Genomic DNA, 23526 nt, shown 5'->3' with positions numbered 1-23526 from the left:
TTTTTGAAATAGGTATACTATTCCGGCAAAAATCTTATTAATTTTCGCTAAAAAATCCATTAATTCATCAGTTAAATAAGCTTTGTTAACAGCAATAGCGCCTTGTACTTTTCTGCAATTTTTAAATTGCCGTGTGGATTATGCATAAGGTGAGCTACTAAAATATCTGCTTATTAACTTTATTTAATTTTACTAAATTTATAATAGGTTGTATTCTAGTAAATTTAAATTATTAGTTGCTATTTAGGTGAGAACAACTATCATCTTTATATTATTGTGTATAATTTCCATAGTAAATAATGCTTATGGATCAGCTTGGTTAATTGATGCAGGTAAGTACAGATATATGGCTACTATTGCTAATAGTAACAAAAATTCTGAGAATATTAAGCAAATAAGAGCTGATCTTTTTATACAAATTCAGTGTAAATTAGCAGATTTAAAAGAACGTATCAAGTTAGTTAATAATTCATCCGCTCTGTATAATAAGTTATTTTACCAAATTCAATCCTTAGAACGCACTTCAAGAGAAATATCTTCATACCAAGACCAATTAATGAGAATTTTTGCTATCGAATATGGTGTTAATAACAACCAAAATTTAGGTATTCAATTGCTTTATAAAGAAAATAAATTTCAGGGAAGTAATGATATGCACTACCTATCTGACAATAAAGAAATTGGTATATTTTATAAAATTAGGCTCTTTCAGGATGTTAGTCGGGTAGTCTCTGTGCAGCCAAGAATATATATGGCTCAAGATGGTTGCGAGCAGCTATTTTCTTATGAATTATTATTGTTATCAGCAATATCCAAAAAAATTAAGACAATTTTAGGTGAAACTTCAGTATTTGCTGAAGGTATTTTGAGCTTTGGACAAGACCTAAATAATCCATATGGCAAAAGAAGCCATTATAGCTTTTCAATATCTAAGGGCGTTGAATTTCAAAATGGTATCATGTTAGTAAGCTTTGCTAAATATTACAATAGAACAAATTACGGTAATATTTATAATAAAACTTTATATAAGCAACTTTCGATTGCAAAAAAGATTAAATTTGGTAATCTAAAGAAGAATAGTGTAACAACACAAATAGGATATTTTGTCGATAAAAGCCTGATTAAGCAGCGTTATAAAATATCAGGAGTAATATTTTCAATATGGCTGGATATATAAAGAACCTAAATATAGAATTTTTAGATAAGTTATTAGATATCTTAGTAAAAGAACAGCTAATTACTGATTTACAAATATCCTATATTAAGTTTAAATTAGCTGAGACCACTGCTGAGAATGATTTTCTTAATATGATAATCGGAGAAGGAATTGTTAGTAATGAGATAATTATAGATATTCTGTATAACTATAATCTATTGCCACGATTAAGTACACAAGAAACTCAGGTTAAGATTTACGATTACTCAAAAATTGATCAATATGTTCAGAATGGTTATTTCATTTATGAGAATGATGAAAGCAATCAGGTACTTGCTATAAATGACCTAGCTTATTTAAGGAAGTTATCAGCAATATATTATAACGTACCAATTAAGTTGATTAGAAAGAATGAGTTTTATCAGCTACTTGAACGAAATTTCAGCCATTTGAACATCATTAAATCTAAATATTTTCTTGAATTTATCTCATTATACATGATAGCAAAAAATATCAGCTACACTAAGTCAATTGTCATATTTTTTTTGGTATATTTTGCTATATTACTTAATTTTAAACATCTTTTTCATACAATTAATATTATCTGTTATTTTTCACAAAATATTTTGAAAATTATACTATTTAACCAAGTGGTAATTACGCCAAATATAGCTTTTAAAAATAGTTATATATACTCCAATGATTCCCTACCTATTTATACTATCTTACTGCCGTTATATAAAGAATCAGGCAAACTAAAGTCGATAATTAGTTGTATCACTAATATTAATTACCCTAAACATAAATTAGATGTCAAAATCATTGTTGAAGCAGATGATTATTTGATGAACAAGGAAAGAATTCTATATGAATTGCCTTGTTATATACATTTAATTAAAGTGCCATTCAGTCTACCTAGAACTAAGCCCAAAGCTCTTAATTATGCCATGCAATATTGTAAAGGAAAATATGTAGTAATATATGATGCGGAAGATAGACCTGACCCCGATCAACTCCTGAAAGCAGTAGTAGCCTTTGATGACTTACCGGAAGAATATGGGTGTTTGCAAGCTAAACTTAATTTTTATAACGAAAATGAGAATTTACTAACTAAGCTTTTTAGTATAGAATATTGTTTGTGGTTTAAATATCTTCTGAAAGCTTTAAGTTTGATGAACTTACCGGTAACTCTTGGGGGAACTAGCAATCATTTTAAGGTTGACGCCTTACAACAAGTAGGTTTATGGGACGCTTATAATGTTACTGAGGATGCTGATTTAGGAATTAGATTATATTCATTTGGTTATAAAGTTCATATGATTGATTCTTATACTTTAGAGGAATCACCTATAAATATTATAAGTTGGATAAATCAACGATCTCGTTGGATCAAAGGATTTATCCAAACATTTTTGGTATTCCTTGCCCAAAAAGACAAATATAAAAGATTTAAATTTTATCAAATAATTACTATTTTCATTTTTATTGGTCTTTCTTCTTATGGTTTTTGTTGTTTACCATTTCTAATACTAACTATTAAAATTAATAGATTGCCTATAATTGATTATTTGTGGATAGTTAATAGTTTTTTTGCTTTCTCATATCTTTATGGTAGTGCTTTTTTTATCTTACTGAGCAAAAAAGGAAAAATAACTAATTTTCGAGTATTAGATATTACTGTCTTGTTGGTATGGCCTTTGTATTTTTTACTGCATACTATAGCAAGTTACAAGGCTATTTGGCAGATTATTTTTACGCCTTTCAAATGGGATAAAACTCAACATGGGATTAGTGCCTTAGACCTTGAATAAATTTCTATATATACTCAAATGATTTGAAGAATTGACTCCCCAAAACTTTGGGGTATTCGCGTCACAACTGTCAAAAGTTAAAAACTATAACATAGCTCAACCTTAAATTACACATAATCAATAGTTTAACATTCATAATTTTAAATCTACAACTGTAGTATTAGCTATAGAAGAGTAACTGATTGTTTAACCATTTCTGTCCTCTAATTGACAGTAGGGGATAAATTTGTTGTTTTATTTTTTGATAATATTGTTTTATATAATTTATTTCATCTTCGTTTAGCATTTTGCAATCTATTAGCTCCTTTGCATAAGGAACAATAGTAAGAGTGTCAAATTCTAGATAATTTACATCCTGTAAGCTGTTTCTGACATACATCAAATTTTCTATTCTAATGCCAAATTCATTGACTTTATAGTAACCCGGTTCATTTGACACAATCATACCCAGTTGTAGAATAACGTTACTGCGTAAACTAATATTTTGTGGTCCTTCATGAACATTTAAAAAGCTACCAACACCATGACCCGTACCGTGTGGGTAATCTTGTCCATCTCTCCACAAAAACTGTCGAGCTAGAACATCTAAATGGCTTCCTGTAGTAATATTAACCGGAAATTTAATTGTCGATAAAGCAATATGCCCCTTAAGAACTTGAGTATAGCGTAATTTTTGTTCCTCGGTAGGGTTGTCTATAGCCAAGGTTCTGGTTACATCAGTAGTACAACCTTTATATTGCCCACCAGAGTCAATTAGTAATATACCTTTACCTAAGATTTTTTTTGCTTGATGACTTGTCGCATGGTAATGAATTATGGCACTATTTTCCTTAAAGCCACATATAGTCGGGAAACTATCCATAACATATTGATCCTGCTTAGACCTAAATTCTGCTAATATTTCTCCTAGATCATATTCCGTTCGCTCTTGTAAATTTTCTAGTTCAAACAAATACGCAAAGAACTCGCATAGTGCCACTGCATCCTTGATATGAAAATTAATTGCGTGCTTAATCTCAATATCATTCTTAAGTGCTTTAGATAATTGACAAGGATCGTTAATTTTTTCTACTAGCTTATTATTTAACAAATCCATAATGTAACTTGATGCAAAATTTTCATCAACGAGAACCTTATTAGCCTGATCCAATATACCAGCAAATTTTTCTTCCGGTAAGATAGTTACATCAGGGCGAGCAATCACAATATCTTGACTAGCTCTATTTGGATTAGTGAATAAATATAGCTGGTCTTGAGTGATCAGAACTATAGCAAGCATCAATGGTGAATGTGGAATGTCACTTGCTCTGAGATTTAATAACCAGCATATTGAATCTGCTGAAGTAATAATCATTGTATCTGCAAAATATTTGGTTAGCAGATTGCGACATATGGTAATTTTGTTACTATATGATTGACCAGAAAATTTATCATCATGAATATATATTTTTGATGATGGTTCTGCTGGTCTATCATGCCAAATTTGATCTATTAAATTATCAGATATTTTATGTAGACGGGATTTTATTTTAGAAAATATTTGTAATTTAACATTAGTAAAGAGTTTTGAATCATACCCCAATACACCATCATTACCTAAATAATCATCCCAAGAGAAATATGGTAAATCTTTAATATCAAAAATCTTAAAAATTTCTTGATCTAGCTCATGTTTACTTTGTTCTAGGTAACGACCATCTGTAAAAAATACCGCCTTATCTTTGCAGATCACCGCAATACCATTGGATCCGCTAAAGTTGGTTATATATTGCAGTCGCCTAGCACTTTCGTGGACATATTCGCTAAGATATTGATCATTACACGGTACTATATAGCCATCTATTTTATACTTAGCAAACAGTTCTCTAATACTGCTGATACGTTCTTGCATTAAATTACTATTTAGAAAAGGGTTTACCTGCTTCTGTCATTAGATGGCATCTTATTTACAGATCTAACATGGGTAGAAGCAGCTTTTCCATCAGCAGAAACCTTATTTTCAATAGATTTGCCAATAAGTTGAGCGGCTTTTAGAGCTTCAGGAGTTAAGTTTTTTAAGCTGTTATCTAAGGGTTTTGCTAGCTGTTGCTCTTTTGCAAGTTGTGGAACTCTGCCTAGCACCCCATCAATAGACACTTTGAAATAATCAGCAACAGCTACCACTGTTTCAGTAGTTAGCATTTTTTGATTATTATCACCTTCTCTTAGGAAAGGTCGGACCGCGTCATCACTACGACCAATTTTCGATCCTAATTCATATTGAGTTAAATTGTTCTTGACTAGTTCTTTGTTGATGAAACTTTTCAAATTAGCACTTAATTCTTCAGGAGATAGTTGAGCATATTGTTGCTTTTCGCTAGAGACAAATTCCTCTCTACCTAACATTTTATCAATAGAGCAGTCAAAATAATTGGCAAGCTTGATTATGTTTTTTATTTCAGGGCGTCGATTTTCTAACATTCCTCTCATGGTAGTTTGGGGAATGCCTGCGTGTTCAGCTAGTTCACTTACTTTTAGTCCTCTCTTCTTTAGTTCTTCCGCAAGGAAATCTTTTATATTTTCAGACCAGCCCATTAAACATAATTTTTTAAAAAATTAATCCGTGAAAAACGGTTTTTTTTGACAAGCAAAAACTGCCATAGTAAAATTATTTATCTTACCAAATGAACTTAAAGAATTCTTTTAGTAAGATAAATTTTTAAAAAACAACATAATTAATATATAAATTCAACCCTTACTCACATATATAAGTTGAACATACATAATGTTAATTATCCATAAATCCCCGTTACACAAGGAAATACTTCAATGAATATATACAATATTTATCTGATAATCAAATATATTTTTGCTTATATGGTAACTTTTTTATTAAAAATGCAACCTAAACTATTCTATCCCATAATTGATAGGAATATTTTATTTATAATTATGGTTAGGGGGTTTTGTGCAAAATGATCTTGATAAGAAAACATCCAATGGAAAAGATGATAAAGATATAAAACAATTATATAGTAAGATTATGACTATATCGGGTTACATAATTGCTATGAGGTCAGATTGTATAAAAGAAGCTAAAAAGACTGAAGAAGCTCTAAAAATTCTAGTTAGACGTACATATGACATTAGAGGCGGTCTTTGGGTTTGTTTGATTACTATATGGTTTTTAGCTGTACTTTTCCTGCAAAAAAACTTGTAGTATCTACAGTCAATTGATTTTAATTTACCAACCTAGGAGACCATCAGAGATGACTAAAGTAATTAATTAGTCATCTTTGATAAGTCTCCTAGAACAAGCGCTAAAATTGTCAATAACATAATATTTTTTCTAGACAATAGAGATTGCCTTTGTTACCCTTTAAATTGTTGCTTATTAGTTACATTTGAGTACCCACTTATTAAATGGGGGTTTTTATTAACTAAGAGCATAAATTGGAGACAAGGTCAATATGCGAATATTATATAAATTCTCTACAGGAAAGAATAAGATAATAAAATGTTCCACATTAATCTATGCTCATATTATTATACTCTATGTTTTTGTAGCCTTAGGATATCCTTCGCCCGATAAAAATACTGGTAAGCAACCACTTAAATATTTATTAAATATTTATAAAGATTTTGAAAAGAATCCTAGAATACTAATTCCCGGTAGCTCTATATTACTAATAGACTATGGTAAAAGAAACTCTCCTGTTAAGATTAATGATAGCTCCGATAATTTGTTAGCACAATTAGGTTCTACCAATATTTCAAGCGAGTTAGTGAGTAACCAAGACACTGAGCCTATAAAGCCAATATCACAGCCATCTAATGTTGATACGACCCCTCCAGCAGCAGTAGCAGATGCATCTACAAATAATTTATTAAGAGACTCTAGTGATAATGATGTAAATTGTAATAATTGGGAAATAGACTTAAGTGATCATGACACAGATTCTCTCGTTGATAGGAATGATAGACTCCATATTTATAAAGAAATAAACTTACATGATCATAACAATTATAAGGTATTAGACTTAAGTGATCATGATACAGATTCTCTTGTTGATATTAATGATAGTCTCGATAATTTGTTTGAATCATTAGATTCTACCAATATCCCAAACGGGTCAGCAACCAACCAAGACACTGAACCTATTCATATCCAACAACAAGAGTTGCTACGCCAGAAACGTCAGGTGACAGAAGAATCAGAATTAATACTACCACCTCCAAAAGCGCCAAGATCAGGTGTTGCAATAGAAAAAGAAGAACCACGAGCAGATGTAGTGAATAATCCTATCCAAGAGCAGCAAGAATTGCAACACCAGATAGTAGAAGAACCATTATTAGAAGAAGAACAGGCGCGACTTCCTTTATCAGCACCAGTAGCAGTAGACGTAGAAGAAGCACTAATACCAGAAGAAGTGCCACGAGCAGATGTAGTAATAGCATCACCTATAAAAGTTGTAGAAGTATCAGGAGAAACTGCAGCTATAGTGCCAACATCAAGAGAAGTTGCAGGTGAAGAACTGCAAGAGAAAGAGCGGAAAAAAATTGTAAAAGAAGAGGTGTCAGCACCGCCGCCAGTAGCAGCTGCAGAAGTTATAACACTAATTCCAATTATTATACCAACTAACACCGAAGACATAGCACTATTACAAAAACAAAAAGAAATAATAAAAAATATTGCCTTAGCTATGAATGAAATAGTTATATTGTCTTATGAATTTGCAAACTCAACTATTGATTTAAGATTAACCAACCTAAGACATTTAAGCAATCTTACCATCCTTGCTGGCGGTGATGAGGATAATATTGTTCCTAAAAATTTGTGGATTAGTGGAATAATGGGTATAGCCAAATATAATGGAGAAAATATGTTAAATAGGTATAGTGGTAGAACCAGTGCCACCGCTATTGGCGGTGATATAGAACTGCCAAGTGGTAACATTATTGGAGGAGCTTATAACTATGTTCTCTCTAATTTCAAATACAATAATCGTATTGACAAAGTTGTTGCTCATACTCACGTAATATCTATATATGGCCAAACTAATTTGTCTGATAAACTGATACTACAGGGATTTTTTTCTCTTGCTTCGGGTAATATTTCTGTAAAATTGCCTTCACAAAATCACCTAGCTAGAACTAAATTTGCTAATACTTTATATAGTAGCAAAGTAATAATTGCTCGCAAGTCAAGGTTTGGTACAATATTAATTACCCCATATATTGGGTTTAAATGTGGGTGGTATAATATTGCTGGATATAATGAAAATTTTGAAAAACAAAATATATCGGTTGCTACTACTAATAACCAAAAGGCTTCCGGGATTATGGGGATTGAAGCAATTATACCAATGAAGATTAATGATACTACTAAGTTGATTCCTGGGATTCATATGGAAGCCGAGAGACTTTTACATAATAAGCAAAAAAATCTGCATATACAAATATTGTTAGCTATATCTAACAATAGAGAAGAAGTATTGTTGCTTGAAAAACCGGCTAAATACAACTACAAAATTGGTGGAATTATTATTATAAAACGTGGAGCAATAGAAATTATGGCAGTATATGATTATTTAGCTTCTAATAATAAATATTCTAGCCATCAAGGTTCACTAAAATTAAAATTATCGTTCTAACTAGACACTTATATCATAATTTAAAGATATTAAGTGTCTAACCCGGATATTGCATGAAGGTATCAATATTTATCTCTGAACCCCTTGTAATATAAGGAGTTTGGAAGAATTGCGCAAAAATACAAATTGTATATTTAAAATTTTATATATTTTAGCCTGTAGCCCTCATGAGACAAGGGCTAGCACAATTGGTTCATTTCTATCATGCAATATCCGGGCTAAGGTCTATGAAGATTTATTGCATCTATACAAGCGAATGTGGCAATTTTTGTTATCTCACTTGCTGATGCCCCCATTCGTACTATTTGCACCGGATATTCAAAACCATTAATTATTGGTCCGATAAAAACCCCCCTAGCTAATTCTTTCAATAGTTGCGTTGAGATTGCAGCCGAATGCAGACCAGGCATAATCAAGACGTTAGCAGGGCCTGATAACCGACAAAATTTATAGGAATTACGTAAATTGGGGTTCAGAGCAACATCAGCTGACATTTCACCATCATATTCAAAATCCAAATTCATACTATCTAAGATTCTAACAGCCTCTCTTACTCGATTTGCCTTTTCTCTCATTGGATTACCAAAAGTTGAGAAAGAAAGTAGCGCAATCTTTGGCGTCATCCCTATATTTCTTGCTATACTGGCAGTCTGCAAGGTTATTTCTACAAGTTCTTGCTCACTAGGCAGTTCAGTTACGCTATTATCAGCAATAATTATATTATGATCCTTGGCAATCATAATAGAATATCCTAATATTCTATTATTTTCTTTAGGTTCCATTACCTTCATAATATCATCTAAGCTATTATAATAGCTCTTTGTTACACCAGTAACCATACAATCTGCATCGCCACAAGCTATCATAATAGCTGAGAATATATTTCTATCACTTTTAACTAGTCTAGCACAGTCACGATATAAATAGCCTTTACGCTGTAATCGACTATAAAGAGTATCTATATATTTATTAAGATTTTGGTTAATAGCCGCATTCATTATGGTAATACCCTCTAAATCATAATTCATGCCTATTTTATTTAAAACAGCTGATATCTTATCATATCTACCAACTAGGATAGGGTGAGCATGACCAGCATCCCGCATAGTAATAGCAGCCATAATGACTTCTTCTTCTTCACCTTCAGCAAGAACTACTCTTTTAGGTACTGATTGTTGAATTCTTTCAAATAACAAATTCATATAATGCGAGGTAGGATTTAGTCTGCTCTCCAATTCCTTTGCATAGCTTTTGAAATCAAAATCTGTAATTTTAGCAACCCCACTATCTATAGCTGCTTTAGCTACTGCCATTGAAACAGTAGTAATTAATCTCGGGTCAAACGGTACAGGAATTATGTAATCTAGACCAAAAACCATTTTCCTACCAGGATATGCTTTATAAACTTCATCAGGCACAGCTTGTCTTGCTAATTCAGCTAAAGAAAATGCTGCAGCTATTTTCATTTCCTGATTGATAGTAGTAGCTCTAACATCCAAAGCTCCACGGAAAATATACGGAAAGCCCATAACATTATTAAGCTGGTTATTGTAATCAGAGCGTCCTGTAGCAATAATCGCATCACTTCTGACTAGCTGTATATCTTCTGGAGTAATTTCTGGGTCCGGATTAGCCATAGGAAAAATTATGGGATTTTTAGCCATGCTAGCTACCATTTCTTTCGATACCGCCCCTTTAGCAGATAAGCCAAGGAATACATCAGCTGATTTCATAGCATCGCTCATGGTGCGCAAATCAGTTTCAGCCGCGTATAATTCCTTCCATTCATTCATACCTTCTTGCCGACCTTTGTAAACAACCCCCATTTTATCACATAGTATAACATTTTTTTTGTCGACACTAAGAGCAATTAGTAATTCAATGCAGGCAATCGCTGCCGCCCCTGCCCCACTTACTACTATTTTCAGACTATCCAATGAACGATTTGTAATATAAGCCGCATTAATAAGACCTGCCGCAGCAATAATAGCCGTTCCATGCTGATCATCATGAAAAACCGGTATCTGCATACAGCTTTTTAATTTTTCCTCAATTATAAAACATTCGGGAGATTTAATATCTTCTAAATTAATACCGCCAAAACTATAGCCAAGATGTTTTACGGCATTAACAAACTCATCTGGATCAGTAGTATCTATTTCAAGATCAATAGAATCAATGTCAGCAAATTTTTTGAATAAAACAGCTTTGCCTTCCATTACCGGTTTTGACGCAGCTGCCCCCAAATCACCAAGCCCAAGAATGGCTGTACCGTTAGTTATTACAGCAACTAAGTTACCTCTAGCCGTATATTTATAAACATCATCTATATTTTTAGCAATCTCAAGACATGGTGCTGCTACCCCTGGGGTATAAGCCAAAGCCAAGTCCTGTTGAGTATCCAAAGGCTTAGTTGCAGCAATGGCAATCTTGCCTGGCTTACCATGGCTATGATATTCTAAGGCTTTAAGATAATTCATTTTATTCATTTCACTCATAGATATTACTCCTTGATTACTTGCGTATACTGTTAGATATTCATCCACATCAAAACCGACAACGACACTATTGAAAAAAGTGTTGTGAAGGTAATAATTGATGCCATAGATTCTGGATCCCCACCAAGCTGACGTGATAAAACATAAGCAGTGCTGGCACATGGTAGACAACTATATAGAACCCCAACTGATTTAGCAGTACCAGTGATTGACATTAGTGACAATACAATTATTGTAACAATAGGAAAAGCCACTAACTTAACAAAACTAGTAAATAATACATTATACACAATCGTACCACGCATGAAGAATTTAAGACTTGCTCCAACATTTAGCATACCTATAGCTAAAGCAGAATCAGATAGGGTAGATAAGGTTTTCTTAATGCTAAGATGTAATTCTAAATTAGAGTAATTAAAAAGGAATCCAATGATACTAGCGATAATCAAGGGGTTTTGTAGTATCAATTTAAGCATTAATATAAAGCTAGCTTTAGGCGACTTAGCTACTGAACTATCAGGGATATAACGTGCAAAAATCATTACTGATATGATATTAGTAAAAATGATCATATAAGATGAAATCACCGATACTATCGCAAGCCCCTCCTGCCCCAAAAGAGGACTACTAACACCAAAAAAGATATAACTATTATAGCGTACCGCTCCCTGAAAAGTTGAGGTAAACTGAATCTTGTCAAAGTTGGTTTTCTTCTGATAAAGGATTAAAGCAATAGCAATAATAGAAGAAGAGATGATTAATCCTAATACCAGTCTTATTATAGAAGATGCATTTAAATCAGCTACAGATATATTATTGAAAAGCATAACAGGAAAAAGAAAAAAATATGATAATTTTTCTATTCCTCTCCAAAACTCTTCAGAAGTCAGCCATTTTCTTTTGATAATACTACCAAGCAAGGGAATCAAAAGAATAGGTAATGTACTAGAGAAAATGTCATTCATCAGTCTACGATTATCCAAATTGCTAATTGTCATGCAACTGTAAATTATGCATTACAATTAAATTTTTCATTTTGCATAATATCAGAGTTTTATTGCAAATCAAGACGTATGTATAGCTAACCAAGGAATGTTTTTATCATACCTTTAATATCTTCTCTTTCTATCTCTCTACACTTCCTTGTGGAAATCGGGAAGAGTTAACTATAACGCCAAGGTGGAACGCACAAAGAAACGGATAAGTTTTTTACAGTAACAACTGTATTTTGTAATGAATAATCGTCGTCCACCCTAATTAAAGCTATCGCCATATTTTGATAAGCTGAACATACTACGCCAATTTTTACATTATTGGCAATAATCTCATCATCTTTTGCTATATCTGAACTGCCTGTAGTAGCAGATATACTCTCCTTCCCCTTCGAATTGGAACGTAAAACAAGGGGTGAGTGAGCGGAGCGTACATCTAGTACGTGAGCACGCGAATCCCCCACAGTTTTACGGAGCCAATTCGAAGGGGAAGGAGAGTATAATTTAAATATTTTTTTTCTTACAACTCCTTGGTATTTTGTTCTAGAAATAACTTCCTGTCCAATATAACAACCCTTGGTGTAACTTATAGCATTTAACTCCTCAGCACCATATTCGATCGGAATAGATCTGCTGGCAATTAAATCATCATAGCCGTCAACTATGGCAAAATTATATTTATCATGCTGATATAAGCCTTTTATTTCGGTGGTTGTTAAAAAATCATCTTTATTAACAATGGAACGAAAACCAAGCTGGTTATAACGGGGGTCTTGGTAGCTATTAAGTTGCAATTGTTGCTTTGAGTAAATAACCTGATAGCCGTGAGTTAGGTCATTCACTTCAATTTTAGCACGTAACTTGTACTGCACTAAGTGATTTTTAAATAAATCAGACTGATTAATATTTATATCAATAAAAAACCTTGTTGCCGATAGTTTCAATACAAAAAAATCAAATAAATATCTTCCTTGATTATTTAGAGCATAAGTGTAACAATAATCACTATTTTTTATATCATTAGTTGTCAAATTATGCAAAAAATTCATCGCATCACTACCTGTAACCTCAATGATTGCTCTATTTGTTAATATTTCATACATAACCACTAACTACCACATTTTAATTGACTTTACAGCTTTTATAACTACTATACTACACTGACGCAACAATTGTTTGCTATAAATTATTTATTATATGAGATGCACTTCCTATTGTACAACTTCTGAATATAAGATGAACGATTTAGTAATAAATCTCAATAAGATAGGTCTTGAGCCTAAACATTTCGATGATGTACTATATATTCAAAAAGAACAAAGAGAAAATTCAAACCCTATAGATGTTTTCTTTTTCCCTTTCGGCTGTGTTACTATATGGGGGGCTGAAGAAAGCCAAGAAAAAATGATCCTTGCAGAAATAGCAGTTCTTAAAACTAATCAAAATGATGAGCTAATTTCCGACTTTATTTATTTTGACTACAATGAAATTACCGATAAAACATTTATCGACGAAGAAAAAAATCAAATCATTCTCTCCGATAAATCAACTTTCATAAAATTATCTATCTCCCATGCTTTAGCTCAGTCAGTTAAACTTAGTGTGCTAGAAAAATCGGTAAGTAATTTAATTGTAAAAACAACTCCAATTCAACAAGAATTAGCCAGTACTGGTAGTGTATCTCTGTCAAAAAAAGAAATATCCCAACAAATTGGCATATTATTTAACGAACGATATTCGATTAATTTACACAGCGATATACTAGATACTCCTGAATTCTTCTGGCGTCGCCCTAGTTACGAACCTTTATACTTAATGACTGCAGAGTTCCAAGATATCCAAATTCGTCAAAATATTCTTAACCATCGACTGAACATGATCCATGAGCTATACAATATTCTATCAAACGACTTAAACTATAAACACTCCACTAGACTTGAGTGGATTATTATAATATTGATTACTATAGAAGTTGTCTTATCTCTTGCTCATGATCGACTCCTCTTTAAAATAATTGACTATCTGCTAGACAAAATTTAAGAATATATCAAAAATAAAAATATTCATCTTTTTGTTAAGAAATATATAATAAACACTTAGTGTCATCTTAGTTTTGTATTATACTTTATATAATGCGGTATACTTTACACATGGCATTTAAAAGTTATAGGAAAAATAGCCCGGGTTTCATGGATTAACAAATTACGTAAATATATACTCAAATGATTTGAAGAATTGGTTTTTGAGAATATCAGGGACTCGCATATTCACGTACCCCATGTACGATGCGTGTACTCGTTCCTTATTTTCAAATCCAATTCTCCAAATCATTCGAGTATATCAGATCACAATGACGTCAATTTATTATGGCTAAATGCTAATCAGGTTAGCTATAACTAAAAATATTTAACAAATTTTCTACATTATCTGTATCAGCAAGTTTATTATTCTTATATTCCCGGCATTTAAGACATTTGTGGGTTAAGACCAAACCTTTTTTACCATCTACTTTATAGGAAATTGGCTGCATTAGTCCATTACATCCGGAAGCCCTATCCCCAGGCTTAACATCTACATGCTTACTGTAGAAACATACTGGGCAATGATTAGTATAACCATTACCTTGGATGAATTCACTACACATTTCACAAAGAAAATCTTCTTTATTTCTATAAAACTTTTTTGTTGCCATTAATTTAACTTATTCTTGTAATCTATAAGGACTTCATTAATAACACGCCAAGATTGTGGAACTTCAACAGCGTTTGTTCCTTCAAAACCAGCAACGATTATCAAGGCTTTCCACAAGCTCCAGGCACGACCGCGAGTCCAGGTATCGGCATCCAACAAAAGCATTGCACGAAAGACTTCCCTGCTTTTTTTTCCAAACATATTCCAAGCGATTGCTAGATCGCAAGCGGGATCACCGATCCCCAACCCTCCAAAATCAATGACAGCACTCAACTTTCCTTCTTGCACTAACAGGTTACCTGCACTGATGTCACCGTGAACCCACACCGGTAAACCCTGCCAGATGGTTGCAAGTGCCGCTTCCCAAACCTCAATAGCAACACTAGCCTCAATCTTGTCCTTCAGGATGTCAATTGCTTGCCGTGTTTCAACATCATAGGTCATTAACGTCCCCCCACGATAAAAATTATGCGATCCGGGCAAAGGTCCATCCGTCGTATCGATACGTTGCAGAGCGATGAGAAACTGTGCGAGACTGGTTGCAAAGTCACACTGATTAGCTATATGTGAAGATGCAGCAGTGTCGCCCTCAATCCAGCGGTAAATTGACCATCGCCATGGGTAACCCTCACCAGGTTCTCCCATTGCCAACGGCTCTGGAATTGAAAGAGGCAGCAAAGGTGCTAATTTAGGCAACCACTTTTGTTCTATTTCTACCTTCATTGCATACTTTGCTGCACTTGGCATGCGTACAAGCATCTGTTTACCTAAGTGAAATGTTCGGTTATCCCACCCCCCAACTGCAACTGGTTGCACAGGCAAATCTTTCCATTGAGTAAATTGATTGGCGATCAATTTACTCACCAATGTGCTGTCTATAATTAATTTCTTATTATCTACTATTTGTGTTTGATCCATTTTATTTACTTCACTTGGGCTTTGGTTAGGAAAATTTTTGCCTTTACCGTATATACATGACTAGGTTTGAATATATTTCTTTATCATCCTTTTCACTGAATTATCCAGCATAAGCTCTTGATGATTACAAGCAAAGTCTATCCATCTTAAATCATGTGATTCGGCATTTTTTACAAAACAGTCGTTGCAAACGGTTTTCAACAAAAATCTCACATCATAATGATAATGTTCCTGCTCTTTAGTATTACCGGGAATAAAATGAACATCTATATCATAAATTTGCCTAGAAATTGGTTCAATATCTAAAATTCCAGATTCTTCCTGAGCCTCTTTAATTGCCACAGCTAAAAGGTCACTATTACCATCACAATGCCCTCCTGGCTGCAACCATTTACCTAACTTACGGTGATGCATCAATAAGAATTTTGTTTTATTAGAATTAAGTAAAAATCCTGAACTGGTAAAATGCCCTTCTTTTGTTTCTCTACTAAACGGATTTTTACAATTATCTAAAAAACCTAACATCCTTTCTTTATATTCATTTTCTTCTTGAAAATTACTGATATAATTTTTTATATTATCACGCAAATTCATAATATTTCTTTTCGTCCAATTTCTGTCATTTCTATCACCAGCCGCTTTATTTTTCCGATTTCTGACTTATTTGCGATTAATAACGCATCTTTAGTATTAATAATTATTATATTATCAATTCCTATTACAGCGGTAAGCTTATTATTAGAGCTAATGTATGAATTAGTACTATCAATGCTAATAACATCACCTTCACAGTAATTATTGGTTATATCTTTCTTTTGCATTTGCCATAAAGAATACCAACTGCCAATATCATTCCAACTAAAATTGGCTTCCATCATGATCATTTGACTAATATTTTCAATTATAGCATAGTCTAAAGAAATTGGCGTAATATGGATGTATGGTTCTAAAGCAAGAGTTATATTATTATAATTTTTAGTTGCAGAATAATATGCTTCATATGCTTGTTTAAGAAGTTTCCTTTGCCATAATTTAGCCTGTTTTAGAATAAAATCTATATTAAAAATAAAAATTCCTGAATTCCAAAAATATTTGCCATTTTTATATTTGTCGTTTTCTTCTAAATAATTTTGTGCCTGTTGAATATTAGGTTTCTCAACAAATTGCTCAGTTTTGTAAATTCCATCTGCTAATAACTTGTCTATTTTAATATAACCATATTCACTATTTGCAAAACTAGGTCTAATACCAATAGTACAAATACCAAATTTTGTGAGATAATTCAAAGATTTATTAATAGTATCTAAGTAATTATCAACATCGTGTATATAATGGTCAGAAGGCAGTAATATAATCGTATCGTAACCATTATTCTTTGCTTGAATAGCTGATATAATTGCACATGACGCTGTATTTTTAGCCACAGGCTCTATTATTAAGTCTGCTTCTATATCTAGCTCTCTAAGTTGCTCTTGGGCTATTACTTCATAATCCTTAGCAATTATTAGAGTTGGTTTACCTAAAGTTCTATTGGTAATCAAGGTTTTTTGGATTAAACTAAAATTCTCAAATATTTTGATGAATTGTTTAGGTTGCATTTGCCGCGATAATGGCCATAATCTTGTTCCTAGACCACCAGCCATAATTACTGGTTTTACTTTCATATATTTTGATTGTTTAATGGTTAAACTAAATCAACTTATAGTATAAAATATGAAAGAAGTCCACTAAAAATAAATAGGAGAAATGTCTATGCCCAAACCACTTAAGAAAAATAATTATCTCTTTAAAATAGCTGGAATAATTATAATCATTTATGGTTTATATCAAGGCTATGTAGAGTTTTATGATCACCAATGGAGATATTTGACTCCTACCGACCAACAAGTACAGAAATATACAATTAGTGCAGAACACGCCCTACATTTATACCAATTAATGAAAGATACTCATGAAATATTAACCAAACATAACATAAATTATTGGATTGAGGGTGGCACGCTTCTTGGAGCGGTAAGACATAATGGTATTATACCTTTTGACGATGACTTGGATATTGGCATAATGCATGCTGATGAAATCAACTTACAAGATATATTACCAGATTTTATAGAGTTAGGTTATAAAATTCGTCATCAGAACTTTTATACAATATGCGATAAAAGATGTATAGATATCTTTATCTTCCGACAAAAAGGCAACAAATTTCTACATAGTAATTTAAGAACATTAAATAGATTTCCTAATGATTTTTTTTATGTTAATGAATTATTTCCACTAAGAAAATATCAATTTGGTGAGATTGAAGTTTATGGCCCTAATGAGTTTAAAGGAAATCTAGATAGAGCTTATCCGGAATGGGATAAATATGCTGTAATTCAACAACCACATAATTTCCATGTTACCCTTTCACCTATTGAAAAAAAGACTAAATTCACTTTAACCCCGAAATTATTAGAACCAGCTAAACCAACTGGTCCTTTAGAAAATCGAGTAATTCCAAAAATCGTTAATTAAATAGTAATTTTTCAAATGTTTTATACTATATTATTGCTTACTAGACCTGTTGTTTCATTTAGTTTATTTGCTTGGTTTTATCATAAAACCATCAAACTACATGCAGAATTAGGCTTTCTATCAAATAATTATTTAGAGACAAACCAGCAGAATCAAATTTTGCAGCAAGAAAAAATTTCTTATATTCAAAAGATTGAACAATTAACTAGGTTCTTATGTCTTAAGAACCTAGTTAAGACAGAGGTATTGTGATATAAATATTATTTCACCTCTGTATCACTACTGGAGCTTTGTTGAGAAGGTTCGCTATTATCAGAAGTAGTAGGCTTAATTCTACCAACCATTTCATCTAGTGATACTTGGAAATAATCTGCTAGGGATACGATGACTGCACTACCTAAAATTTTTTGTTTACCATTATCTTTCATAAACTGAGGTAGAGTTTCTTCACTAGACCCAATATTTTTAGATAATACGTATATACTAAGTTCTTGCTGCTTCAATTTTCTTTTGACAAATTCTCTTAAGTTGGTACTAATATCCTTAGGAGATACATTGAGAAATTCCTGTATTTTTTGATAAGGCAGTGTATAATCACTCCTACCTACAACTTCATCTATGGAACATTTGAAATAATTTGCAATTTTTAATATAGTTATTAACTTTGGATTATCTCTTACAGCATTAATAATCTTAGATAGAGTAGAACACGGAATATCAATTTTATATGCTAAATCCTTCTTTTTTAACTTTGTTTCCTCTAATTTTTTCTTTAAAAATATTTGTATTTGGTGAACAAGAGCCATGTATTCTCATAATCAGTTATTTTTATAAAAACAATACTCACCCCAAAATTGGGGGTATTTTTTCTTGACACCTCAAAATAACTATACTAAACTCTCAAAAATAGAATGAGATCGTAAAAAAAACATCAGTAATTACTGACTTTTTTTAAAACCAAAAATATATTTTGGTAAATCTCAAACTAAAAAAGCCAGTATAATATTCAAGTATTAAGCTTATTAATGAGCTAAAACTAAAAGTATTATATCTGGGTATAAACTAGGTAAGTACCCAAAAGTTTTGCGGCTCGAAGTACTTACCAGTGAAATTAATCCAATAACATTGTTATTAAATTACAACCTATTATTGAGGTGTTAACCATGATTATACACAAATTCCTTCAACTAGTCAAACCCATTATTCAACTAGTCAAACTCTAGGACAATTTAAAAGTCACAACTAATGATATAAAATACTAAATTATAATTGTCATCGCGAGCCACGGAGTGGCGTAGCGATCCAAATAAACAGCTTGCTATTTATTTTTACCACTGCAACTTTTGGATTGCCACGTAGCCGCTTTACGGTTTCTCACAACGACGTTTATAAATTTTTTTACATATTTTCCTACTATTAATTGCGACTTTTAAATTGCCTTGAGTCAAACTCCATACACAAAGATAGTAGAGTAGAATTATGGATGATGACCCACCCTTACTAGACACTGTTAACAAAGCTTATTTAGTTGGTGAATAAAGTCTTTTTTGCTACAAATTATAAGATTTTTTTGAAATAGCTATATTATTCCGGCAAAAATCTTATTAATTTTCACTAAAAAATCCATTAATTCATCAATCAAATAAGCTTTGTTAACAGCGTCTAGCATCAATTACTATTCTTTAAGATAGATATAGAGCATAGTCTTTAAGCTTTATCCAAAACCTTCTCTGTTTATCTATGATCCTGAAAACAATTAGCAATAAACGAAATTAATAAAAAGTAAAGGTAACTAAATGGATAACACAATACAACTATTACTGCTCTCAGTAATTGGCATAATCATTGTGGTGATACTCTTAATCATGATTTCTATCAAATGGCTTTACAATATTTGGTTCAATATCGACCATGTTGCTAAGAGGAGTGAAGACTTTCCCCATACTTTTACAAACGATATAGAAGAAGTAAAACTATTACGCCAAAAATTAAAAGAACTTATTAATATAACTGCTAAGGAAGAAGAAAAAATATTGCAGAGTGTATTCTTTTCAGAAGAGATAAAAATATGCATCAACATGTTACTTATTGAGATCAGGGAATTTAAGGAGCAGAATCAGCTGAGTAAAAAACAAGAAGCAAGTAGCAATGATAATAATTAAATAGAGTCAATCATTTATTTTGTGTAAATAAATTACTAAAATCTTTGACAACAACTTATATTGTTTCTTAACACTCATCTTTTTTTCCTTGCAATTTACTTATTTTTTTACAAATTTACTCGGATTAATATATTTTTAGACACTTATATCATAATTTAAAGATATAAGTGTCTAGAGGGCATTATAATTTTTCCTACGATCTTTAAATCGTTCTGTAAATTGGGAGTAATGTTAGTTTGATTAGCTATATTTAAAATTTAACTAGTCCATTAACGTAGAAAGAGTGGGTAGTAAAGTTTTTTTTAAAACTATAATCATAGCCAGCAGCTAGTTCAAGCGCTAAAACAGATTGCATATTTACGTAGCCTCCTAAAGTGTACATAAAATTCTTTGGAGATAATCCTGTAGGTTGTGTGGAGGGGGGTATTGCTTGGGTCTGATGTGCTATATTAGTAAAGCTAATTATGCCAGTTGAATTTTTTAGTAAAAGAGTACTGTCTAATTTTAAGTGAATCTCAGGAATAATTGAAATATTTTTTACCAAAATGCTTTTACTTAAACCTATACCAGTTTCAAGTAATATTCTTTTTCCTCTTTTAGCTGGGATATTAATATTAAACTCTTTCCTATATTCTGTAAAATTTCCGATTAAAAAATGATCAAATACTATTCCTACTATTGGTTTGAACAACAATTTATCTAATTTAAGTTCATAGTAAGTTTCAAGTTTCGCACGTGTTATATCACCTTTAGTCTTGCTATGAACTGCAGCCCCTTCTCTTCTTCCTAGATTCTGAATGAAGGCTTTACCATATTTGATATAAGAATTTAGATGTATATTTGGTAATAGTGTATATTTGCTGTAAATTGCAGCTACATGTAAAATAGTATTTTGTTGATCATTAAAGATGCTTTGAAATTTAGTATACGAACTTGCAGTAGCATACGCGATTCCTATAATAAGCTTATCAAGAGGTTGTACATCAAAACCTAAAATGAAACCTTGCTGATTATTTTTAAAGGCTAAAATACTTCCCCTTTGTTTGCTAATAGACCTTACAAATTGAATCCACCCTCTTTTTCCAATATAATAATCATTATCTCCTGCTTCCACCACATTTACTGTAGAATTATGTTGTAATATATTATTTCTAATACTTAAAGCATTAGAAATTAAATTCAAGTAATCAAATGCTATAAGTGTAGTATGTCTTACTATATTGTTCTCAATATTAAAATTATTAGGTGTGATATAGTTCTTTTTTTCATCTAATATTTGATCTAATAAATTGGATTGAGGAAAGTTTGAATCATCTAGTGGATTTTCAGAATTTAGTTTTAATTCTGTTGGTGATGATATAGCTGATAAATTATTGCTTGTATTGTCTGTGTTGTTGAGGTTAATTAAAGAAGATGTAGAAGCTGTTGTAGTTGGACCAGTAGATAGACGCTCTACTGGTCCTGCTATTAGAGAGGGGGGATCATATAGTGGAGCTATTTCTGTTATTGGGGGTATCTCTGTTGCCGTAGCTATCTCTGTTATTGAAGCTGTCTCTGTTACTAAGGCTGTTTCTGAGACTATTTCTGTTATTGGGAGTATCTCTGTTGCCGAAGCTATCTCTGTTATTGAAGCTGCCTCTGTTACTAAGGCTGTTTCTAAGGCTATCTCTGTTATTGGAGGTATCTCTGTTACTGTACCTGTCTCTACTATTAAATCTTGAGATTCCACTATTATTGGTACAGTCGTTTCCTCAAACAATCTTTCCAGCCCAAAGCTTTCTTCAACTATTTCATCTGAAGCAACATCTGCATTATCATGTTTACCTATACTCCTTTTTTTTCGATAGTTTGGATCAGATAGCTCTAACTCGTCTTGCAATGATAATAAATTTATTGTTACAGGAGTTTCTTTATTTGCACCTCTTAGAGATAATAACTCATCTTCAGAATCCATCAACTTTCTATCGTTAACTTTTGTTTGCGTGTAACTTTCTGATTGGTATCTATCTACTATTGGTATAGTATTTTCTGTAAACAATCTTTCCAACCCAAAATTATTTCCTAGCGCTTGATATGGATCAACGCATGTATCCACCTCTTCTTTTGTAACCGGTTGGGTAATATGATGAGTTGAAGGCATATTTGCTAACTGATGTTCAGATTCAATGAGGGCTTTTCTTTTTTTTTCTAATTCATAGATTTCAGTTTCTTTTTGCTGGATAGCATTTGATTTTTGATAGTACATATCTTCTTTTTCTTGAAGTTGTAACTCATAACTTTCTATCATACTTATACTTTCTATTAAATTCTCTGACTCTGTGTTTACTCTTTCAAGTCTAACATAAGGACTAGGGGTTACACTAGATGAGGACTGTTTAACAATCGCTTGTTTCCGTTCCTCCAAGTCAAAGTTGCTTGGAAGCTCAATAGCATATTCTAGTCCTGTTGTATTGATAGGTTTTACTAATAGTGGGTTTGGAACTGGATTGTAAATATATTCCTCTTCGTTAGGTAGTAATGAGTAATTGTTTATAAATTCAACAGAAATATTTTGCTTTGTTTCTTCTCTAGATAATATCTCATCCATGATATTTTGTTTCTTGAAATCACTGTTTCTTTTGAGATGAAGCAACACTGAACAATCAGCTGTTAATGAATTAATATGCTCTTTTAACTCGTTTATATCTTTAAATGGGTTTATTATTTGTAACCGTTCTTGTTTTAATTTTTTCAATTTGCCATTCGCATTATCAATAGCACTCCATATTGCTTCTACTTCTTCATTATAAGAGTAATTTAGATATAAATTAGTTGACTGTCCTGTTTCTTCATTAAGTCCTGCCGCTAAAACATTAGATGTATAAAATTCTTGCAATAAAAGAAATAGGGAGACAAAAACTATACATATTTCCACTAAATATCTATTAAGATATCTATTTTTTACTATATGAAATAACATCATATCTATTACCACTAATTAATCTATTTACTAAAAATTAATTAATATTAATTCAATTGTCATAGCGATACAAAGTAAAAAGTATATTTATCGTTTTATTTTTAGAAAAGAAGCTACTATATTTTATAAAAAATTATAATTATAAATTAAACGTACTCTTTAAGCTTTCCCTTTGTCTAGACAAAAAAC

Annotated in this window: 19 protein-coding genes; 8 read left to right on the top strand and 11 right to left on the bottom strand. The window is 31.9% G+C overall.

Going from position 1 to position 23526, the window contains the following annotated elements; translation table 11 throughout:
* Nucleotides 1-247 precede the first annotated feature (247 nt).
* Entirely contained in the window at nucleotides 248-1177 is a 930-nt protein-coding gene (locus AAGD39_RS05635; protein ID WP_341756403.1) for a hypothetical protein, read from the top strand.
* Nucleotides 1162-2967 (top strand): glycosyltransferase family 2 protein, encoded by a 1806-nt coding sequence (locus AAGD39_RS05630; protein ID WP_341756402.1) that lies wholly within the window; start codon nucleotides 1162-1164, stop codon nucleotides 2965-2967. Before AAGD39_RS05635 ends, AAGD39_RS05630 begins: the two co-directional genes overlap by 16 nt.
* Before the next feature lie 160 nt (nucleotides 2968-3127).
* Here AAGD39_RS05630 and AAGD39_RS05625 read toward each other — a convergent pair whose 3' ends face one another.
* On the bottom strand, nucleotides 3128-4858 hold the full coding sequence (locus AAGD39_RS05625) for an aminopeptidase P family protein (RefSeq protein ID WP_341756401.1): 1731 nt from the start codon (nucleotides 4856-4858) through the stop codon (nucleotides 3128-3130).
* Nucleotides 4859-4881: 23 nt separating this feature from the next.
* Nucleotides 4882-5541, bottom strand: a complete 660-nt coding sequence (locus AAGD39_RS05620; RefSeq protein WP_341756400.1) for a helix-turn-helix transcriptional regulator — start codon at nucleotides 5539-5541, stop codon at nucleotides 4882-4884.
* A gap of 373 nt (nucleotides 5542-5914) precedes the next feature.
* Between AAGD39_RS05620 and AAGD39_RS05615 the strand changes: the two genes are divergently transcribed.
* Together AAGD39_RS05615 and AAGD39_RS05610 are read left to right on the top strand one after the other, a co-directional pair.
* Nucleotides 5915-6166: a hypothetical protein gene (locus AAGD39_RS05615; protein ID WP_341756399.1), complete on the top strand. Its 252-nt coding sequence runs from the start codon at nucleotides 5915-5917 to the stop codon at nucleotides 6164-6166.
* A 250-nt stretch (nucleotides 6167-6416) separates the two neighbouring features.
* Entirely contained in the window at nucleotides 6417-8600 is a 2184-nt protein-coding gene (locus tag AAGD39_RS05610; RefSeq protein WP_341756398.1) for an autotransporter domain-containing protein, read from the top strand.
* A gap of 218 nt (nucleotides 8601-8818) precedes the next feature.
* Here AAGD39_RS05610 and AAGD39_RS05605 read toward each other — a convergent pair whose 3' ends face one another.
* The 3 genes from AAGD39_RS05605 to AAGD39_RS05595 form a co-directional block, all read right to left on the bottom strand.
* Nucleotides 8819-11098, bottom strand: coding sequence for an NADP-dependent malic enzyme (locus AAGD39_RS05605; RefSeq protein ID WP_341756397.1), 2280 nt, complete (start codon nucleotides 11096-11098; stop codon nucleotides 8819-8821).
* Between the two features lie 32 nt (nucleotides 11099-11130).
* The gene (locus AAGD39_RS05600) at nucleotides 11131-12063 is read right to left on the bottom strand and encodes an AEC family transporter (protein ID WP_341757246.1); all 933 of its coding nucleotides are present in this window, start codon (nucleotides 12061-12063) and stop codon (nucleotides 11131-11133) included.
* A 197-nt stretch (nucleotides 12064-12260) separates the two neighbouring features.
* Complete coding sequence (locus tag AAGD39_RS05595; protein WP_341756396.1) at nucleotides 12261-13193, bottom strand: YgfZ/GcvT domain-containing protein; 933 nt, start codon at nucleotides 13191-13193, stop codon at nucleotides 12261-12263.
* Nucleotides 13194-13326: 133 nt separating this feature from the next.
* Between AAGD39_RS05595 and AAGD39_RS05590 the strand changes: the two genes are divergently transcribed.
* Nucleotides 13327-14130 carry an RMD1 family protein gene (locus AAGD39_RS05590; RefSeq protein WP_341756395.1) on the top strand — a complete coding sequence of 268 codons (804 nt, stop codon included), beginning with the start codon at nucleotides 13327-13329 and terminating at the stop codon, nucleotides 14128-14130.
* A gap of 346 nt (nucleotides 14131-14476) precedes the next feature.
* On the opposite strand, the gene AAGD39_RS05585 is transcribed toward AAGD39_RS05590, so the two are convergent.
* The 4 genes from AAGD39_RS05585 to AAGD39_RS05570 are packed head-to-tail and all read right to left on the bottom strand — an operon-like array spanning nucleotide 14477 to nucleotide 17363.
* Nucleotides 14477-14782 carry an RNHCP domain-containing protein gene (locus AAGD39_RS05585; protein WP_341756394.1) on the bottom strand — a complete coding sequence of 102 codons (306 nt, stop codon included), beginning with the start codon at nucleotides 14780-14782 and terminating at the stop codon, nucleotides 14477-14479.
* Entirely contained in the window at nucleotides 14782-15699 is a 918-nt protein-coding gene (locus AAGD39_RS05580; protein ID WP_341756393.1) for an aminoglycoside phosphotransferase family protein, read from the bottom strand. The genes AAGD39_RS05585 and AAGD39_RS05580 overlap by 1 nt, the downstream gene beginning before the upstream one ends.
* Before the next feature lie 60 nt (nucleotides 15700-15759).
* Complete coding sequence (locus AAGD39_RS05575; RefSeq protein ID WP_341756392.1) at nucleotides 15760-16293, bottom strand: NUDIX hydrolase; 534 nt, start codon at nucleotides 16291-16293, stop codon at nucleotides 15760-15762.
* Nucleotides 16290-17363: a mannose-1-phosphate guanylyltransferase gene (locus AAGD39_RS05570; protein WP_341756391.1), complete on the bottom strand. Its 1074-nt coding sequence runs from the start codon at nucleotides 17361-17363 to the stop codon at nucleotides 16290-16292. The genes AAGD39_RS05575 and AAGD39_RS05570 overlap by 4 nt, the downstream gene beginning before the upstream one ends.
* Nucleotides 17364-17451: 88 nt before the next feature.
* On the opposite strand from AAGD39_RS05570, the gene AAGD39_RS05565 reads away from it, so the two are divergent.
* Both AAGD39_RS05565 and AAGD39_RS05560 read left to right on the top strand, forming a co-directional pair.
* Nucleotides 17452-18216: a LicD family protein gene (locus tag AAGD39_RS05565; protein WP_341756390.1), complete on the top strand. Its 765-nt coding sequence runs from the start codon at nucleotides 17452-17454 to the stop codon at nucleotides 18214-18216.
* Between the two features lie 15 nt (nucleotides 18217-18231).
* Entirely contained in the window at nucleotides 18232-18468 is a 237-nt protein-coding gene (locus AAGD39_RS05560) for a hypothetical protein (RefSeq protein WP_341757275.1), read from the top strand.
* An 8-nt stretch (nucleotides 18469-18476) separates the two neighbouring features.
* Here AAGD39_RS05560 and AAGD39_RS05555 read toward each other — a convergent pair whose 3' ends face one another.
* Entirely contained in the window at nucleotides 18477-19022 is a 546-nt protein-coding gene (locus tag AAGD39_RS05555) for a helix-turn-helix domain-containing protein (protein WP_341756389.1), read from the bottom strand.
* A gap of 990 nt (nucleotides 19023-20012) precedes the next feature.
* Between AAGD39_RS05555 and AAGD39_RS05550 the strand changes: the two genes are divergently transcribed.
* Complete coding sequence (locus AAGD39_RS05550) at nucleotides 20013-20378, top strand: hypothetical protein (RefSeq protein ID WP_341756388.1); 366 nt, start codon at nucleotides 20013-20015, stop codon at nucleotides 20376-20378.
* Nucleotides 20379-20628: 250 nt separating this feature from the next.
* Here the strand turns inward: AAGD39_RS05550 and AAGD39_RS05545 are convergent, their stop codons facing one another.
* Nucleotides 20629-23340: an autotransporter outer membrane beta-barrel domain-containing protein gene (locus AAGD39_RS05545; RefSeq protein WP_341756387.1), complete on the bottom strand. Its 2712-nt coding sequence runs from the start codon at nucleotides 23338-23340 to the stop codon at nucleotides 20629-20631.
* Nucleotides 23341-23526: the final 186 nt, after the last annotated feature.

It is taken from the genome of Candidatus Tisiphia endosymbiont of Nemotelus nigrinus (assembly GCF_964026475.1).
Taxonomy (GTDB): domain Bacteria; phylum Pseudomonadota; class Alphaproteobacteria; order Rickettsiales; family Rickettsiaceae; genus Tisiphia.
This window is presented reverse-complemented; position numbering and strand designations above follow the sequence as displayed.

Excerpts from the sequence above, each read along its gene's own strand:
- AAGD39_RS05595 (WP_341756396.1), bottom strand. The coding sequence starts at position 13,193 with ATGTATGAAATATTAACAAATAGAGCAATCATTGAGGTTACAGGTAGT.
- AAGD39_RS05570 (WP_341756391.1), bottom strand. The coding sequence starts at position 17,363 with ATGAAAGTAAAACCAGTAATTATGGCTGGTGGTCTAGGAACAAGATTA.
- AAGD39_RS05600 (WP_341757246.1), bottom strand. The coding sequence starts at position 12,063 with ATGAATGACATTTTCTCTAGTACATTACCTATTCTTTTGATTCCCTTG.
- AAGD39_RS05575 (WP_341756392.1), bottom strand. The coding sequence starts at position 16,293 with ATGAATTTGCGTGATAATATAAAAAATTATATCAGTAATTTTCAAGAA.
- AAGD39_RS05625 (WP_341756401.1), bottom strand. The coding sequence starts at position 4,858 with ATGCAAGAACGTATCAGCAGTATTAGAGAACTGTTTGCTAAGTATAAA.
- AAGD39_RS05555 (WP_341756389.1), bottom strand. The coding sequence starts at position 19,022 with ATGGCTCTTGTTCACCAAATACAAATATTTTTAAAGAAAAAATTAGAG.
- AAGD39_RS05545 (WP_341756387.1), bottom strand. The coding sequence starts at position 23,340 with ATGATGTTATTTCATATAGTAAAAAATAGATATCTTAATAGATATTTA.
- AAGD39_RS05590 (WP_341756395.1), top strand. The coding sequence starts at position 13,327 with ATGAACGATTTAGTAATAAATCTCAATAAGATAGGTCTTGAGCCTAAA.
- AAGD39_RS05620 (WP_341756400.1), bottom strand. The coding sequence starts at position 5,541 with ATGGGCTGGTCTGAAAATATAAAAGATTTCCTTGCGGAAGAACTAAAG.
- AAGD39_RS05565 (WP_341756390.1), top strand. The coding sequence starts at position 17,452 with ATGCCCAAACCACTTAAGAAAAATAATTATCTCTTTAAAATAGCTGGA.
- AAGD39_RS05585 (WP_341756394.1), bottom strand. The coding sequence starts at position 14,782 with ATGGCAACAAAAAAGTTTTATAGAAATAAAGAAGATTTTCTTTGTGAA.
- AAGD39_RS05550 (WP_341756388.1), top strand. The coding sequence starts at position 20,013 with ATGGATAACACAATACAACTATTACTGCTCTCAGTAATTGGCATAATC.
- AAGD39_RS05605 (WP_341756397.1), bottom strand. The coding sequence starts at position 11,098 with ATGAGTGAAATGAATAAAATGAATTATCTTAAAGCCTTAGAATATCAT.
- AAGD39_RS05630 (WP_341756402.1), top strand. The coding sequence starts at position 1,162 with ATGGCTGGATATATAAAGAACCTAAATATAGAATTTTTAGATAAGTTA.
- AAGD39_RS05580 (WP_341756393.1), bottom strand. The coding sequence starts at position 15,699 with ATGGATCAAACACAAATAGTAGATAATAAGAAATTAATTATAGACAGC.
- AAGD39_RS05560 (WP_341757275.1), top strand. The coding sequence starts at position 18,232 with ATGTTTTATACTATATTATTGCTTACTAGACCTGTTGTTTCATTTAGT.
- AAGD39_RS05610 (WP_341756398.1), top strand. The coding sequence starts at position 6,417 with ATGCGAATATTATATAAATTCTCTACAGGAAAGAATAAGATAATAAAA.